Source organism: Flavobacterium gelidicaeli (assembly GCF_013294005.1).
Classification (GTDB): Bacteria; Bacteroidota; Bacteroidia; order Flavobacteriales; family Flavobacteriaceae; genus Flavobacterium.
Genome location: NZ_JABSNK010000008.1, coordinates 118015 through 133503, shown reverse-complemented (window position 1 = coordinate 133503; position 15489 = coordinate 118015). Strand labels below are relative to the sequence as shown.

General features: G+C 32.6%; 15 protein-coding genes and 1 tRNA gene. 2 read left to right on the top strand and 14 right to left on the bottom strand.

The annotated features are described in order from the left end of the window. Nucleotides 1–149: 149 nt before the first annotated feature. From pth to HNP99_RS13000, 3 genes are all read right to left on the bottom strand, one after another. Nucleotides 150–776 carry an aminoacyl-tRNA hydrolase gene (pth, locus tag HNP99_RS13010; RefSeq protein ID WP_173853817.1) on the bottom strand — a complete coding sequence of 209 codons (627 nt, stop codon included), beginning with the start codon at nucleotides 774–776 and terminating at the stop codon, nucleotides 150–152. Nucleotides 777–1193: 417 nt separating this feature from the next. After that, a complete protein-coding gene (locus HNP99_RS13005; protein WP_173853816.1) occupies nucleotides 1194–1808 on the bottom strand; it encodes a 50S ribosomal protein L25/general stress protein Ctc in 615 nt (204 codons plus the stop codon). A gap of 36 nt (nucleotides 1809–1844) precedes the next feature. Continuing rightward, nucleotides 1845–2786 carry a ribose-phosphate pyrophosphokinase gene (locus HNP99_RS13000; protein WP_173853815.1) on the bottom strand — a complete coding sequence of 314 codons (942 nt, stop codon included), beginning with the start codon at nucleotides 2784–2786 and terminating at the stop codon, nucleotides 1845–1847. 290 nt (nucleotides 2787–3076) lie between these two features. Between HNP99_RS13000 and HNP99_RS12995 the strand changes: the two genes are divergently transcribed. Beyond that, nucleotides 3077–3156 (top strand) — tRNA-Leu (locus HNP99_RS12995). A gap of 217 nt (nucleotides 3157–3373) precedes the next feature. On the opposite strand, the gene HNP99_RS12990 is transcribed toward HNP99_RS12995, so the two are convergent. From HNP99_RS12990 to HNP99_RS12965, 6 genes are all read right to left on the bottom strand, one after another. Next, nucleotides 3374–4261 (bottom strand): hypothetical protein, encoded by an 888-nt coding sequence (locus HNP99_RS12990; RefSeq protein ID WP_173853814.1) that lies wholly within the window; start codon nucleotides 4259–4261, stop codon nucleotides 3374–3376. Continuing rightward, a complete protein-coding gene (locus HNP99_RS12985) occupies nucleotides 4258–5100 on the bottom strand; it encodes a HipA family kinase (RefSeq protein ID WP_173853813.1) in 843 nt (280 codons plus the stop codon). Before HNP99_RS12985 ends, HNP99_RS12990 begins: the two co-directional genes overlap by 4 nt. Nucleotides 5101–5223: 123 nt before the next feature. After that, the gene (rhuM, locus tag HNP99_RS17850; protein WP_173853852.1) at nucleotides 5224–5382 is read right to left on the bottom strand and encodes a RhuM family protein; all 159 of its coding nucleotides are present in this window, start codon (nucleotides 5380–5382) and stop codon (nucleotides 5224–5226) included. A gap of 417 nt (nucleotides 5383–5799) precedes the next feature. Then, a complete protein-coding gene (locus tag HNP99_RS12975) occupies nucleotides 5800–6231 on the bottom strand; it encodes a LexA family protein (RefSeq protein WP_173853812.1) in 432 nt (143 codons plus the stop codon). Next, nucleotides 6231–7505, bottom strand: coding sequence for a Y-family DNA polymerase (locus HNP99_RS12970; RefSeq protein WP_173853811.1), 1275 nt, complete (start codon nucleotides 7503–7505; stop codon nucleotides 6231–6233). Before HNP99_RS12970 ends, HNP99_RS12975 begins: the two co-directional genes overlap by 1 nt. Nucleotides 7506–7640: 135 nt before the next feature. After that, the gene (locus HNP99_RS12965; protein ID WP_173853810.1) at nucleotides 7641–8513 is read right to left on the bottom strand and encodes an AraC family transcriptional regulator; all 873 of its coding nucleotides are present in this window, start codon (nucleotides 8511–8513) and stop codon (nucleotides 7641–7643) included. Between the two features lie 186 nt (nucleotides 8514–8699). Between HNP99_RS12965 and HNP99_RS12960 the strand changes: the two genes are divergently transcribed. After that, nucleotides 8700–9296, top strand: a complete 597-nt coding sequence (locus HNP99_RS12960) for a hypothetical protein (RefSeq protein WP_173853809.1) — start codon at nucleotides 8700–8702, stop codon at nucleotides 9294–9296. A gap of 82 nt (nucleotides 9297–9378) precedes the next feature. On the opposite strand, the gene HNP99_RS12955 is transcribed toward HNP99_RS12960, so the two are convergent. From HNP99_RS12955 to nuoL, 5 genes are all read right to left on the bottom strand, one after another. Beyond that, nucleotides 9379–10095 carry a DsbA family oxidoreductase gene (locus tag HNP99_RS12955; RefSeq protein ID WP_173853808.1) on the bottom strand — a complete coding sequence of 239 codons (717 nt, stop codon included), beginning with the start codon at nucleotides 10093–10095 and terminating at the stop codon, nucleotides 9379–9381. Between the two features lie 120 nt (nucleotides 10096–10215). After that, nucleotides 10216–10590, bottom strand: a complete 375-nt coding sequence (locus tag HNP99_RS12950; protein ID WP_173853807.1) for a hypothetical protein — start codon at nucleotides 10588–10590, stop codon at nucleotides 10216–10218. A 178-nt stretch (nucleotides 10591–10768) separates the two neighbouring features. Further along, a complete protein-coding gene (locus HNP99_RS12945) occupies nucleotides 10769–12139 on the bottom strand; it encodes an NADH-quinone oxidoreductase subunit N (protein WP_173853806.1) in 1371 nt (456 codons plus the stop codon). Nucleotides 12140–12152: 13 nt separating this feature from the next. Then, a complete protein-coding gene (locus HNP99_RS12940; protein WP_173853805.1) occupies nucleotides 12153–13595 on the bottom strand; it encodes a complex I subunit 4 family protein in 1443 nt (480 codons plus the stop codon). 9 nt (nucleotides 13596–13604) lie between these two features. After that, nucleotides 13605–15488, bottom strand: a complete 1884-nt coding sequence (gene nuoL, locus HNP99_RS12935; RefSeq protein ID WP_173853804.1) for an NADH-quinone oxidoreductase subunit L — start codon at nucleotides 15486–15488, stop codon at nucleotides 13605–13607. Nucleotide 15489 lies beyond the last annotated feature (1 nt).

The window sequence follows — 15489 nt, the reverse complement described above, 5'->3', positions numbered from 1 at the left end:
ACAGTTTTCCCTTTTTTATTTTATGTTGTGCTAATACTATTTATAAAACAGTTCAATTATCAATCAGTTCGAGCGCAGTCGAGAACCGCTATTGCATCGCGACTGCGCTCGATTTTATAAAAGTAGGTGGCTCTTATTGTATTTTGGTGTTATTTACCGTTATAGGTTGTCATGGTGTTTTCTAAACCTGCTGTACCAAAAGCTTTAATGATTTCTGAAGCTGTTTCTAAACGTTCAGGCAGTTTTTCTTTTTCTATTTCATCCCAGTCTCCTAGTACATAGTCTACTTGTTGCCCTTTTTTAAACTCATCACTGATCCCGAATCTAAATCGAGTATACTCATTTGAGTTTAGTACTAGGTTGATGTTTTTAAGTCCGTTGTGTCCTCCGTCGCTGCCTTTTGGTTTGATGCGGATGGTTCCAAAAGAAAGGTTTAAATCATCAGTGATGACAAAGATGTTTTCTTTAGGAATGTTTTCTTTATCCATCCAGTATTTTACCGCTTTACCACTAAGGTTCATGTAGGTATTGGGCTTCAATAGCAAGAATGTTCTTCCTTTGAATTTGTATTCGGCAAGTGCGCCTAGTTTTACGGTTTCAAAAGAAAGACTCTCTTTTTTTGCAAGGTGGTCTAGTACTTTAAAGCCTATGTTGTGTCTGGTGTTTACATATTCAGCACCTATATTTCCAAGTCCTACTATTAGAAATTTCTTCATATAATCTGTATTTTCTACTGTTTTGGTTGATGAAAACAGTTTGTTGATCCATTTTATCATGTTGCAAAAGTAAACTTAATTAGATAAATAGTCAATTAGATAATTGGTAAAATTTTGAAGTGGTTTGGTTTTATGATTGGTGATGAGTCACGAATGAAACGGATTTATACTGGTTTCTGAAATGATTTTGTGATGGGTGATTCAAACTTTAATTGTGAATAGTGTTTGTTTGAGTGTTTTCTTAAAAGGGATGAACGGTGTAAAATAGCCGCGATAGGAGTGGAAATCCTTTTTGTGCGCCTTTTTTGGCGTGCTAAAAGATTGAAGCGAATAGCGGGACAACCGTTGTGGAGAAGTGAATGGTTGTGCTCCTGATAGAATAGAGAAGGAAAATAGATTGTAAGCGTATGAATTGAAATCCAAAAAAAAAGCACCAGTAATAAAACTGATGCTTTTGATATGTTGTAGAGAAAAATATTATTTTTTCTTTCCTTTTACTGGTCCTGCTTTTGCAGCTTTTGCAGCTTCTTGAGCCGCTTTCATAGCAGCACGAGAAATCTTCACTTGACAGATAACAGTGTTGTCTGGGTGCATGATTTTAAAGTCTGGAGTAGGAACTTGAGTAACGTATAATTTGTTACCCATGTTAAGTGGAGTAATGTCAGCCTCAACAAAATCAGGAAGATTTTTAGGTAACGCTTTTACTTTTAATTTACGGTTGTTTAAACGTAAATCTCCACCTGCCATAACTCCTTTAGAGTTACCAATAACTTTTACAGGAACTTCAATAGTGATTTCTTTATCTTCAAAGATTTGAAAGAAGTCAAGGTGAAGGATTTTGTCAGAAACTGGGTGAACTTGGATGTCTTGCATGATTGCAGTAAAAGACTTTCCGTTTGCCAATTCAATCACAACTGTGTGAGCGTTTGGAGTGTAAACCAAGCTTTTGAATGCTTTTTCTTCTGCTGAAAAATGTACTGGTTGATCTCCTCCGTATAACACGCAAGGAACCGCTCCAGCATTACGTAAGGCTTTAGTTGCAACTTTTCCTACGCTTTCTCTTTCTGATCCTTTAATTGTAATCGATTTCATTGTAATATATATAATTGTTAATAATACTTGTTTTTGTTACATGATAAACTTTCCACTAATGGAATTGTTATGATGTACCATGTGCATAACTTCAGCAAAAAGTGGGGCACAACTCAACACTCTTATTTTTTTAGATTCTCTCTTTAACGGAATAGAATCAGTTACGATTAATTCTAATAATTTAGAATTCTCTATTTTTTCGTAAGCATCACCTGATAAAATGGCGTGGGTACAAATTGCTCTAACGCTTAATGCTCCTTTGTCCATCATTAAATCAGCGGCTTTCGCCAAAGTGCCTCCGGTATCAATCATGTCATCTACTAAGATCACATTTTTACCTTTTACATCACCTATTAGCTCCATGGTGTCAATGATGTTCGCTTCTTTTCTTTGTTTGTAGCAAATAACCACATCTGATTCTAAGAATTTAGAATAAGCATAAGCTCTTTTTGAACCTCCCATATCTGGAGAGGCAATAGTCAAGTTGTCTAATGCTAAGCTTTTTACGTAAGGTAAAAAGATAGTGGAAGCGAACAGGTGGTCTACTGGTTTTTCAAAAAATCCTTGAATTTGATCTGCGTGCAAATCCATGGTCATTACTCTTGTTGCTCCGGCTGTTTCTAACAGTTTTGCTGTTAGTTTAGCTCCTATCGGAACTCTAGGTTTGTCTTTTCTATCTTGTCTTGCCCAACCAAAGTAAGGTATTACCGCAGTAATATGTCTTGCAGAGGCACGTTTTGCAGCATCAATCATCAGTAATAATTCCATCAGATTATCTGAATTTGGAAAAGTAGAACAAACAATAAATACACGTAACCCTCTAATAGACTCTTCGTAAGAAGGTTGAAACTCTCCGTCACTGTAATGTGACATGGTAACTTTTCCTAATGGAATTCCGTATTGAGCGGAAATTTTTTCGGCTAGATAGACACTTTGTGAACAAGCAAAAATTTTAGCTTCTGGCTCTAGGTGTGACATTTAATTTGTTGTTTTTTATTCCGTTGCGCTATATAGAATTGGGCTATATCATTTGATGGTAGCTTAATGTCTGTATTTGCCTCGGGTGTAGTTAGTTAGTGTGTCTCGCTTTAACGAGCTGCAAATTTAGAAAAATTATTCCACTCTTGAAGTAAAAAATTAAGTATTTTTATTAGAATTTTTAATTTTATTTTTTACATTTGCACCGTGTTAAAGGAACAACTGTTTGGCTACCACCAAATAGTTCTTTATTGCGTTGAAATGACTGTCGTCATTTCATGTCTGCTAAAGCCCGGATGGCGGAATTGGTAGACGCGCTGGTCTCAAACACCTGTGGGAAACCGTGCCGGTTCGACTCCGGCTCCGGGTACTTAAAAACCTCTTAATCGTGTGATTAAGAGGTTTTTTATTTTTAAGGGGTTAGTTAAGCTATACTAGATCTTTTTAAGATTGATAAATTTGTCTTATTTTCAATTGAATATTTTTACCTCTAAAGGATAAAAAAAACTCTCTTAAAGTTGTAACTTTAAGAGAGTTTTTTTAAAATTTCTAAGAATGGTTGGCTAAAAAACTTAATTCAAAGTTTATTATAGAGAGTTTTTTTCAATTAATTCAGAGAATTTATGTGCATTGTTTTTTTTGATTTCACTTGTCACATCTTTTAAATCATTTGAATTTATTAATTTATAATTACAATCAGATGATTTTTGACCACTTAAAATCTCATACAATTCTTTATAGCTAGCTTTTTGACCTTCGTATTTATCTATAACCAAATAATGCTTGTTTTTATTTGGAGGAAAGTTATTTGATTCTCCAAATAAATCAATTCTTGGATTCAAACTTTCAAATTCAGAAATGTCTTTTCTTATCTGGTCTATAGGTTTGTCAGAGTTTAAGTCAATTGATTTAACAGTGTATATAATGCCATTATAGCCAATGCCGTCAAGATTGTAGTCAAAGAATAAATTTGGGATAGTAGCTTTTTTTACCTTGTAGTTTATATTTATAATATCTTTTAAAGGTTCTTGAAATGTGTCTTTAATTATTCTTGAAAAAGTATTGTCTACTATTTTTTTATCAGCGGGTTTAATTACCAAATCAATATATTTGTGAAAGAATCCATTAAACTTAACTTCGTCAAAATCAATATTTATTATTGATGGATTATCAAATTGGAGGAAGCCGTTGTTATAAATTGAAAGCCTCTTTAAGTATTCAAAATTTACTTTATTATCGTCTGAAAATAAAGAAACTTCTTTCTCTAGTTCATTTTTAATAAAATTATTTATTTTGTCAATTGTATATTCTAAAAGTTTGAAATTTAAAGGATTAATTTTGCTGACTAGCTGAATTTTATCGTTAGAAAATTTATAATAAACTTTATTATTTGAAATCATTATTAATCCAATAGCTAGGTTCTCCTTGCTTAAAGGATTGTTAACAAATCGGATTATACTGTAAAAAGATTTCATTTTGAATAATTTAAATAACTAGCTGAAACAATATTGTTTCTAGGTTTGTCTGATAAAATTTCTTTAATTTTATTTTTCCCTGGTCTACTTAACCCAAATTCAGAGGGGATATTCTCAAAAACTGATTCAATTAAATCTATTGATTTTTCAATATTACTATTGATCTCTTTAGCTAAATTACTGTAACTATTTGAGTTTGCAAATTTACAAATACTTTTTGTAATTTGAGAATTTAAAATTGATTTATTACCTACCGTATCCATAATGCTTAATTTTAAATTTTTATAATTATTTTGATTGGCAAAAGATTGGGTATTGTCTATAGGTATAAATCTGTATTTCACATTTGAACTATCAATTAGTATGTTAGGGTTGTCTTTACGCCTATCCATATTTGCGATCCATTTATCAAACACCCCTATTTTAATTAGATCTAAGGGATTTTGATATTTTTTATAATCGTGTTTATCTTTCAGAGTAAGGTTATATAAGTCAATTTCTGTTGTATTTGGTAAAAATTTAGAGCCATAGAAAAAATGATTTTCAAACTTGAAATCTGTATATTTTTTATCGATTGCACTATTTTCAAGTAAATATTGCTCAATTAATATATCGTCAAAGAGTACTAAAGCTTGTCCTGGAACAGGAATGTTCCAACATTGAAAAAAATAATTACATAATATTTCGTTGATTAAATCCTCAATAGGAGGATGTTTTTTAAACATTGTTTTTATGATGTAAATTTCATTGTCATCACATAATACTTGCAATGGAATACTATTAGTACGTTTACAATCTAAAATTTGTACTGCTCTTACTATTTGGATTTTATCTATCAAGTTTTATGATTTTTTAAAAACAAATATACATTTTTGTTCGTTGTTGTTGTCGTTGTTTTACAAATATGCGATAGGAAATTGATGGCTCTTTTTAATTGCTGTTAAGTTTGAAATTCTGCAGTCTTATGCATTTTTGAATGTTGTCAATCCCATTTGTGTTTTTGCTATCCACTTTTTATAAATGATTTCGGTCGCTGTTTTGATTGTAATAGCAAAGTAAAATTTGTTTTGAAAGGTATCGTAAAAGTTTTGGTTAGCTTCTGCTTTTAGATTGTAATCAATATTATATTCGCAAGTATATCTGTGATTTGTTGATGTATCCTACATTCTCTTGTACGGATAGGAATAACTCTATGTAGTTGCTTTGTGAAATAACCCTTTTCGAAAATAGTTGTTATTTTTGTTTGGTAAGCTAAATAGTTTCATCTTGAATATAAGCTTCAATCTTTGCAGATCCGTCAAGTATGGTATATGGATGAAATCATTCTTATTTGTTCTTAATTCACTCTCGATTGTTTGTTTTAAACTTATTGTTTTTAAAGAGTACTAGATTAAAGTTTCTAATCTTCTAGTTTAGATAGATAGGCAATTATAATTGAAATTGTGTTTATTTCAAGAAAGGATACTATGAATGTAAATTAACAAATACATTATAGTTCTTACAATACCCGTTTTTAGTGATATTTCAGCTAATTTAGGTTACATTTTTTTGATCACATAAGTAACGATTCCCCATATAATTAATTCATTTTCTTCGGTGACTTTGATCGGGGCGTAGTTTTCGTTTTCGGGCATGAGATACAAACAGTCTTTTTCGAGTAAAATGCGTTTTACGGTAAACTCTCCATCAATAAAACAAATCGCTATTTTATTGTTTTGAGGTTCTAAACTCCGATCTACTACGAGGACGTCTTTATCATTTATACCAGCATCAATCATGGAATTTCCTTTTACTTTTATGTAAAATGTAGCCAACGGATTTTCGGTTAACTCTTTGTTAAGGTCAATGTTGTTTTCCATGAAATCAGCTGCCGGCGAAGGAAACCCTGCCGAAACGCCATCAGGAATAAAAGGAATTTTTAGTTCGCTGTCAAAATCAGGACGAAAAAAAGTAAGTTTTTGTTCTTTCATTACTGGCAGTTTATTTCTAGAATATCTTTAAAGTTGGTTGTATATTTAGGTGACAAATGATTTTGTCTCATGTTCCAGGTTAAATTTAAATTTTGTGAAGCAAGTTTTACTTTAGTATCTCCAGCCTTTTTATTGATTTTGTCCATTGCTTTCATGATAGCAAGGTGTTTTGGATTTTCATCCTCAAATAACTGAAACTGTTTTTTATCTTCATCAATAATTCCAGTTACAATAACGCCTGCTTTTTTAAATTTCATTTGTTCGTTACCTTGATGTAGCTTTTTTAAAATTGCAATTGCTGTATTTGCAATTGTTAATGTGGAGTTAGTTGCAAAGGGCAAAGTAACGGCCATATTGAAATAATATTTAGAAGTTTCTATGCTGTGTTTGTCAATTACGAGCATTACAATTATAGTTTGACAGCAGGATTTTTGATTGCGTAATTTCTCTGCACACACTGCTGCAAAAGTAGCTACACGTTCTCGGAGTAAATCATAATCGGCTATTTGTTTAGGAAAACTACGTGTTGTAGAAATACTTTTTTTCTGCTCCGTATCTGGTTCTAAATCCATGACTGATTTGCCTTCAAGTTCATATTTAAGTCGCATGCCTACAATACCTAATTCTTTTTTTATCCAAGCTTCGTGCTGTGGTAATGTAAAATCTAATGCAGTGTTTATTTTGCGAAGCTTCGCTTTTTTGGCAGTTTGGTAGCCAATGCCCCAAACATCTTCAATTTGGGTCCATTTGAGTGCTTTAAGTCGTTTTTCATTGGTATCTATAACGTAAGCTCCGCAAGTTCTATCCTGGAATTTTTTGGCTATTCTATTAGCTAGTTTAGCTAATACTTTCGTTTCAGCAAAGCCAACGCAAACTGGGATGCCTACCCATTTTTGAATCTTTTTCTTGATTTGGATTCCGTACTGCTGGTAGTTGCTAATTTGCATTCCGTCAAAATTCAGGAAAGCTTCATCAATGCTGTAAATTTCTACGTTAGGGGTGAAGTGGGCTAGAATCCCCATCACGCGATTGCTGAGATCGCCATAAAGAGGGTAATTCGAGGAAAATAATTTTACATTTTGCTCTCTAACTAAATCTTTGATTTGAAACGCAGGTGCTCCCATTGCGATTCCCGCAGCTTTTGCTTCATTGCTTCTAGAAATTACGCAACCGTCATTGTTTGATAATATGGCGACAGCTTTGCCGTTGTATTCCGGTTGGAAAACACGTTCACAGGAAGCATAAAAATTGTTACAATCGACTAAAGCATACATACTGCAAAATTACACAATACTCGATAATAGGTGATGGGCTGAATTGTTAATTTTAGGGATTGTTGATAAGTAGTTTTTAGAATTGGTTTTTGTTTGGGATGTTATATTGTTTATTTAGAGTTTAAAAGTATTGTTTTACCCTAAATAGGAACGGAGTTCTTGTCTATATTGGGAAGCACTTTTTCCCGTAAAATCTTTAAACGATTTATTAAAGTGGCCAAAATTATTGAAACCACTCTCAAAAGATATTTCAGAGATACTAACTTGTTTTTCGGCTAATAGTTTTGATGCGTGAACCAACCGATAATCATTAACGAATTTTGTAAATGTTTTATTGGTTATCTTTTTAAAATACCTACAGAAAGAAGGTACTGTCATTGCGACTAGTTGTGCTATTTCTTCAAGGGTTATGTTTTCTTGAAAATGATCTTTTACATAATTATACACGACGTTCATTCGGTCGTTGTCTTGCATTTGCATTTCCATGGAATGACCTTCTGCGTTTAAGATCGTACTGTCTTTAGATAATTCTAATTCGTTTAAAATAGACAACATGCTCAATAGGCGTTCTAGTTGTGTTTGCTCACTTAATGCTTCAATTCGTTTTCCTAGTATTTTTTTAGTTTCTCCTGTGAATGAAATTCCTTGTTTGGCTTGACTGAACAGGTTTTTAATATTGTTCATCTCTGATAAGTCAAAAAAAGTATTTCCTAAAAAGTCTGGTTTCATTTGTATCACGGTTTCTTTTTTGTTTCCAGTAGCTTCATCGGTAAATCCACAATGCGGTAAATTGCTACCTATAAGTATTAAATCACCATCATTATAATAGGAGACATGACTACCTACTTGTCGCTTGCCTGAACCTCCATTAATGTAAACTAATTCTATTTCAGGATGGTAATGCCAATGTTTTGTGTGTGCGTTAGTTTTCTCTTCATGATTAGAGATAGAAAATGAGCTTCCAAATGAGGGAATTATGATTTCTAAGTTGGGTACTAAAGGTCTCATATTCTAAGTTGTTTTTTATTTATGCAAATTTAATGTTTATTGCGAATTTATCACGTTTTTTAACCTTTATCGATTTCGTAAAAGGTAAAATAACGTATAATCATGAAAACTCTGCATTATATTCAATGAAATTGATGCCGTAGATTTGTAATAGTTAAAAGGATTATAAATCTAAAAACTCAAATTATGAAAAAGATTTTAAAATTTAGTTTGGTATTAGTAGCGCTGTTAGCAGCTTTGAACGTAAGTGCATTAGAAAATGAGTTTTCTTTAGATGTAAAAAAAGGACAGGGAAAAACAGTTAATTTTGCTCTTTATGAAGCAAATAAAGTGGTGTTGTCTATTTATGATTTAGACCATAAATTGATTCATAAGGAAAATGTGATTTCAACGGGAAGTATTAATAGAACTTATGATTTAAAAGCATTGCCAGAGGGTACTTACTTTTTATTTGCAGAATCAGATGCGAAAATTGCTAAATATGAAATTTCGGTTGTTGGAGAAACAGCAGTTCTTGCTGCAAAACCAGTTACAGAAGTTTATAAACCAGTTTTAATTAATAAAGAAGGTGTTGTTTGTTTTAGTATTTCTAATGCGAGTAAAGCTCCTGTAAGTGTTGAGATTTATAACGAATCTGAGGATTTAGTGTATTCAAGTTCTTTTGTAGACAAGCAAAATATTCAACAATATTATGATATTAAAAGTTTGCCTTTTGAGAACTATACATTCATCATGAGTTACGATAATGATAAGGTTTTTGAAAAAACGGTTTCGGCTAAATAATCAATTATAAGTAACTAAAAACAGCTCTATTCAATAGAGCTGTTTTTTTATATAACATTTTGTAAAATAATACTATTACATATTAATTGCAGCCATCTATACCGCAGCTATCACCTTCTCCAGTATTTAGGACCGTTAATTTTGGTCCAAAGTCACCTTCTTCCCATACTTTTTCTAATGTTTTTACAAAAGTCTCTACGTGTTGTGCGCCTGATACGGCGTATTTATTATCGAATACAAAAAATGGAACACCTTGCACACCTATTTTTTGTGCCATTTCAATGTCGGCATGGACCTCTTTTGCGTAAGCATCAGATTCTAGTACAGCGTCAATTTCATCAGCTTTTAAACCAACTTCAAGACCAAGGGCTTTTAATGTAGCGGTATCGTTTACGTTTTTACCATCAGTGAGATAAGCTTTAAACAATAATTCTTCCATATCGTTAGATAAATTATTCTTTTTAGCTAGGTGCAATAAACGGTGTGCATTAAATGAGTTGGCCATTATCGCTTTGTCAAAATGAAAGTCTAGACCAGCATTTTTAGCATTTTGAGTCATACTGTCCATCATTTCCTGCGCCCAGTTAACATCTTTCCTGTATTTTTCAGCTAAATGTTCTGCCATGTTATCATCATCAGAGGCAACGAAATTTGAATCTAATTGAAAACTTTTCCATTCAATTTCTACTTGATCTTTGTGATTGAATTCGGCAAGTGCTCCTTCAATTCTTCTTTTTCCTATATAGCAATAAGGACACATAATGTCCGACCAGATTTGTATTTTAAGTGTATTTTCCATCTTCATGTAGTTTTAATTAATTACTTCAAAAATTTGTATATACAAATGTATTCAAAATAATTTAAACCAAAAATACCTTTAAGTTTTTATTGGCATACGCCAAATGAAGTGTGGATTAGGCTAAGACTTAGAAAAGTAAGCTTTTATAAATTTGTGCTGTTCAGTAGGAGTCATTTTATCGGTGTTTTTGATTTCTACTTTTACTTTTAAAAAATGCTCGTCTTCACTTAATACATCAAATAATTCCACTTTTGCATTAGTCGGACCAAAGAGTATGATTTTATTATAGCTCCTTATCTCATTTGCTATTTGGTTGTAATAAGTAAATAACAGCTTTTTTTTTGTCGCCATCATTGCCTCGAATGTTGTTGCGCTATTTATTTTTTCTTCGGCATCTGATTCAACGGTTATTATTTCGAAAGGATTAGTCGTAAATTCCATTAGATAAGCCATAGAATGATCCATCCATATTCCTAGTTTTCTTGAAGTTTTCATTTTGTGTTTTTTAGTAATAGAGCTTAAAGATCAGTATTTTACGAATGTTTTTTAGATAATAAAAGTTGATTTAAGGTTTTGTGAAGACGGATGGTTAGAATTGATCGATGAATGATCTTAAACAAAAAACCCATCAAATAGTTTGATGGGTTTTATGTAATATAAGTTTTAATCTTTTTTAGGAAAGTAAATCCATTACTAAGGATGGAAACAAACCTAAAGCAATGTTTAAAACGATAGCAATTACTGCAACGGCATAAATAACTGCTGGCGTTGCTGTTCTAGTCTCGTTAGGCTCTTTAGTATACATGGCTACAATTAGTTTGAAGTAGTACCCAACACTGATGATTGAGTTGATTACAGCTACTATTACGAGTGTTAAATAACCTGCTTGTATTGTTTGTGTAAATAAGAATAATTTTGCAAAGAATCCTGAGAAAATAGGAATGCCTGCCATAGATAATAATGCTGCTGTAAGTATAGCAGCTAATAGCGGGTTTGTTTTTCCTAATCCATGGAAATTGGTCATGTCTTCATTTTCGTTATTCTTACATACATATAAAATAACACTGAAGGCTGCAATACCTGCTAGAGCATAAGCAGATGTGTAATATAATAAAGTTCCTGCTGAATTTGCAGTACTTAATAAAGTCATTAACATGAATCCAGCGTGTGAAATCCCTGAGTAGGCAAGCATGCGTTTTACATTTACTTGGCGCAAAGCCATTATGTTTCCTACTGTCATAGAAGCCATAGAAACGATTACAATTACTAATTGAAACCCTTCAGATAAATCAGCGTTCATGATAGTAACTAGTTTGTATAATGTTGCAATTGCAGTAACTTTTGCTAATGTACTCATTAAGGCCGTAGTCAATGCAGGCGAACCTTCATAAACATCTGGTGCCCAAAAATGGAATGGTACAGCAGCGATTTTAAATAACATTCCAATGAATATTAATACAATTCCTATTGGAAACCAAATTGGTAATTCGGCTGAGCGTGATAATTCACTGATTTCAAGAACATCAAAACTTCCCATTGCTCCATATATTAAGCAAATTCCAAAAAGGATAATTCCAGAGGCAAATGACCCCATAAGGAAATACTTTAATCCTGCTTCGTTACTTTTTATACTTAAACGGTTGCTTGACGCCAAAACGTAAAGTGCGATAGATAAAACCTCAATCCCTAAAAAGAACATGGCTAAGTTTCCAAAAGAAACCATCGCTACAGCTCCTGCAAGTAGAAAGATTTTGATGGCAATAAAGTCGGATATTTTAGATTGAATATTTTGATAAAATTTATGACCAAGAGTTACTAAAAAAATAGTCAAGATGATAAATAACCCAGAGAAAGCAGCCGAAAACTTGCTCACAACAATCATGTTGTTGTAATACGCTTGCGGTGAATTAAATTCAGTTATATCAAGTCCAAGTATTGCCAGTAAACCAATTACAGTTACTGGAATAATCGCTTTTCTTAAGTCGAAGATTTCAAATAAAAGGCATAAAACACCTAATCCTATTATAGCTATTAATGTATTCATTTTTTTTATTTGACTAGTTAATTCTATTAATTTGAGTAATGATATTTTCTAAACTTGGTGTAATCAAGTCGGTAATAGGTTTTGGATACATCCCAAAAAAGAATAATACTGCAACGATAATCACTAAGGTTGCTCCTTCATTGAAAGTAACATCAGCGAATGGTTTTGCATTTGTTTCACCTAGCATCACGTGTTGGTACATTTTCAACATATAGTAAGCTCCTAGGATGATTGTTGTTCCTCCTAATAAGGCAAACCAAATGTTTATTTGAGAAAGGCTATATAAAACCGTGAATTCTCCAACAAAGTTAAAAGTAGTTGGCAATGCTACAGAAGCTAATACTAATATCATAAATAGAGAAGCAAATTTAATTGCTTGTGAACGTATTCCGCCCATTTCTGCAATTACTCTCGTTTCATATCTTCTATAAATAATTTCTGCAATAAAGAACAATCCAACAACTACAAATCCGTGCGCAATCATTTGTAGAACAGCGCCTCTTAAGCCATCAATTGTCAATGTATATGTTCCAGCGGCAATTAACCCAACGTGAGCTAATGAAGAATACGCTAATAATTTTTTCAAGTCCTTTTGTCTCAATGCAACGATAGATCCGTAGATAACACCTGCAATCCCTAAGGCAATAAAAATATCCATATATTCTTTTGCTGCTAGTGGAGCAATAGGCAACTGCCAACGAATGATACTGTATAATCCCATTTTCAACATAATTCCAGACAGTAGCATTGTTCCTACTGTAGGTGATTTTTGGTAAACGTTTGCTTGCCAAGTATGGAAAGGGATAATTGGAATTTTAATTGCGTATGCTAAGAAAAAGGCTAAGAATATCCACAGCTGTTCTGTTGCTGATAAGTCTAATTTATATAAATCTTGAATCAAGAAGCTTCCTGCTTTTTGGTACAAATAAATAAATGCAACAAGCATAAATAAGGAGCCTGCTAAAGTGAAGATAAAGAATTTTATAACTGCTTTTTTACGTTCTTCTAGGTCTCCATTACCCCAAATTAAAGCGATAAAGTAGATTGGGATTAATGCCAATTCCCAGAATATGTAGTATAAAAGTCCATCTGCAGCTAAGAAAGTACCGCACATTGCAAAAGCCATAAATAGGATCAAAGCATAAAAAGCTTTGGCATTTTTATAATCATTTGTAAATGAAGAATAAATAATGACTGGAGTCAATGCTGTTGTCAATAATAGCATAGCAATTGCTAAACCATCTGCTTGTAAAGCAAACGAAATATTAGGTTGATTAATCCATTGGCTTATAAAGCTAATGTCTTGATTAAGGTTGAAATGATTTAACAATACAATAGAACATCCTAAAGATGCAACACTGAAGAGCAATGCTACTTTTGAAGCTAATTTATCACCAGCTAAATAAGTTGCAAATGCGCCAACTAAAAGTATAATTAATATTAGAGATACATTCATGGTATAAAATTATTGAGCTAAAAATAAATAAGTTATTATGGCGCAAAGACCAATTACAAAAGCAAACAGGTAAAACCCAATACTACCACTTTGTAATTTTTTTCCTTGGTAACCTAATTCATTGGTTACTTTTTCTAAACCAAAAAACACGGAAGATAAAGTAGTTTCTACATAATCTCTGAAGAATTTTGATAACCCATTAATAGAGTTTACAAATACTACATTGTAAATTTCGTCTACGTAATATTTATTGTAAAGTACTTTAGAGAATCCTGTTATTTCAGCATCTTCTGCAGGAACTTGATTCTGTTTAATGTATTTGGCGTAAGCAACCCCTATTCCTACAAATCCTGCGATAACAGCAATCGCCATTAAAGAATATTCTGTAGTTCCAAAATGGTGTGCTTCGTGTTCTGCTTTCGAAAATAAAGGAGATAAATACCCATTTAACCAGCTATTTGTTGGTAAACTAATTAAACCACCTACTGTTGCTAAAATTGCTAAAACAATTAATGGGAAGGTAATCAAGGCTGGACTTTCATGCAAATGACTTTTTTGTTCAGCAGTACCTCTAAATTCTTTGAAGAAGGTAAGGTATAATAAACGGAACATGTAAAAAGCAGTTAACAATGAAGCTAATGAGGCTATAAACCATAATACTTTGTTGTGCTCAAATGCTACCATTAATATTTCATCTTTAGAGAAAAACCCTGAAAAAGGAGGGATCCCTGATATCGCTAATGAAGAAAGTAAGAAAGCAACAAAGGTTATTCCCATTACTTTTTTCAAACCACCCATTTTACGCATGTCCTGTTCTCCGTGTAGTGCGTGAATAACTGATCCTGATCCTAAGAACAAACAAGCTTTAAAGAAAGCATGTGTAATTACATGAAAAACGGCTACTTCATAAGCACCTAGACCCAATGCTAAAAACATTAATCCTAATTGCGAAACAGTAGAGTAGGCCAGTACTTTTTTAATGTCAGTTTGAACCAAGGCAATTGTTGCGGCTACAAGTGAAGTAACAGCACCCACAATAGCAATAATATTTTGAACGTCTGGAGCTAAATCAAAAACAAAATTTAATCTAGTAATCATAAAAATACCTGCAGTTACCATTGTCGCAGCATGTATTAATGCTGATACTGGTGTAGGTCCTGCCATTGCATCCGGTAACCATGTGTACAACGGAATCTGTGCTGATTTACCACAGGCTCCTATAAATAAACAGAAAGCCGCAAGTGATAGTAAACTAATGTCTAAGTTAGCTGATCCTGCGATTGCTGTTTTTAATGTTGCGTAATCTAAAGTAGAGAACATAGAACCCAAGATGAAAATCCCGATTAACAATCCTAAATCCCCAATACGGTTCATGATAAAAGCTTTTTTAGCCGCATCATTAAAATCTTGGTTTTTATGCCAAAACCCAATAAGTAAGTAAGAGCAAAGTCCAACACCTTCCCAACCAATGAACAATACTAATAAGTTACTACCTATTACAAGCGTTACCATAAAAAAGATAAACAAGTTGAGGTAAGCAAAAAACTTAGCCATATTCTCGTCATCATGCATGTAGCTAATCGAGTAGATATGAATTAAAGAACCAATTCCAGTTACAAAAAGCAACCAAAGAATTGATAATTGATCTAATAGAAATCCAAAGTCGACCTTGAAATTACTAATTTGTATCCAATCAAATAACTGAATTTGGATGGGCTCTTTAGAAGTAGATATTTGTCCAAAAAAGTATAAAGTAACAGCAAAGGAAACCACAACAGTAAGTGTTCCAATAACTCCTGAAGCTGTCTTTCCGATACTTTTTCCAAAGAAGATATTAAATAGAAACCCTAAAAAAGGAGCTAATAATAAGAGTAAAGCTAAATTCGTATTCATT

Bases quoted from the DNA above. Each gene is read 5' to 3' on its own strand.
- pth (WP_173853817.1), bottom strand. From the start codon at position 776: ATGATAAAATGGATCAACAAACTGTTTTCATCAACCAAAACAGTAGAA.
- HNP99_RS13005 (WP_173853816.1), bottom strand. From the start codon at position 1,808: ATGAAATCGATTACAATTAAAGGATCAGAAAGAGAAAGCGTAGGAAAA.
- HNP99_RS13000 (WP_173853815.1), bottom strand. From the start codon at position 2,786: ATGTCACACCTAGAGCCAGAAGCTAAAATTTTTGCTTGTTCACAAAGT.
- HNP99_RS12990 (WP_173853814.1), bottom strand. From the start codon at position 4,261: ATGAAATCTTTTTACAGTATAATCCGATTTGTTAACAATCCTTTAAGC.
- HNP99_RS12975 (WP_173853812.1), bottom strand. From the start codon at position 6,231: ATGAAAGAACAAAAACTTACTTTTTTTCGTCCTGATTTTGACAGCGAA.
- HNP99_RS12970 (WP_173853811.1), bottom strand. From the start codon at position 7,505: ATGTATGCTTTAGTCGATTGTAACAATTTTTATGCTTCCTGTGAACGT.
- HNP99_RS12965 (WP_173853810.1), bottom strand. From the start codon at position 8,513: ATGAGACCTTTAGTACCCAACTTAGAAATCATAATTCCCTCATTTGGA.
- HNP99_RS12960 (WP_173853809.1), top strand. From the start codon at position 8,700: ATGAAAAAGATTTTAAAATTTAGTTTGGTATTAGTAGCGCTGTTAGCA.
- HNP99_RS12955 (WP_173853808.1), bottom strand. From the start codon at position 10,095: ATGGAAAATACACTTAAAATACAAATCTGGTCGGACATTATGTGTCCT.
- HNP99_RS12950 (WP_173853807.1), bottom strand. From the start codon at position 10,590: ATGAAAACTTCAAGAAAACTAGGAATATGGATGGATCATTCTATGGCT.
- HNP99_RS12945 (WP_173853806.1), bottom strand. From the start codon at position 12,139: ATGAATACATTAATAGCTATAATAGGATTAGGTGTTTTATGCCTTTTA.
- HNP99_RS12940 (WP_173853805.1), bottom strand. From the start codon at position 13,595: ATGAATGTATCTCTAATATTAATTATACTTTTAGTTGGCGCATTTGCA.
- nuoL (WP_173853804.1), bottom strand. From the start codon at position 15,488: ATGAATACGAATTTAGCTTTACTCTTATTATTAGCTCCTTTTTTAGGG.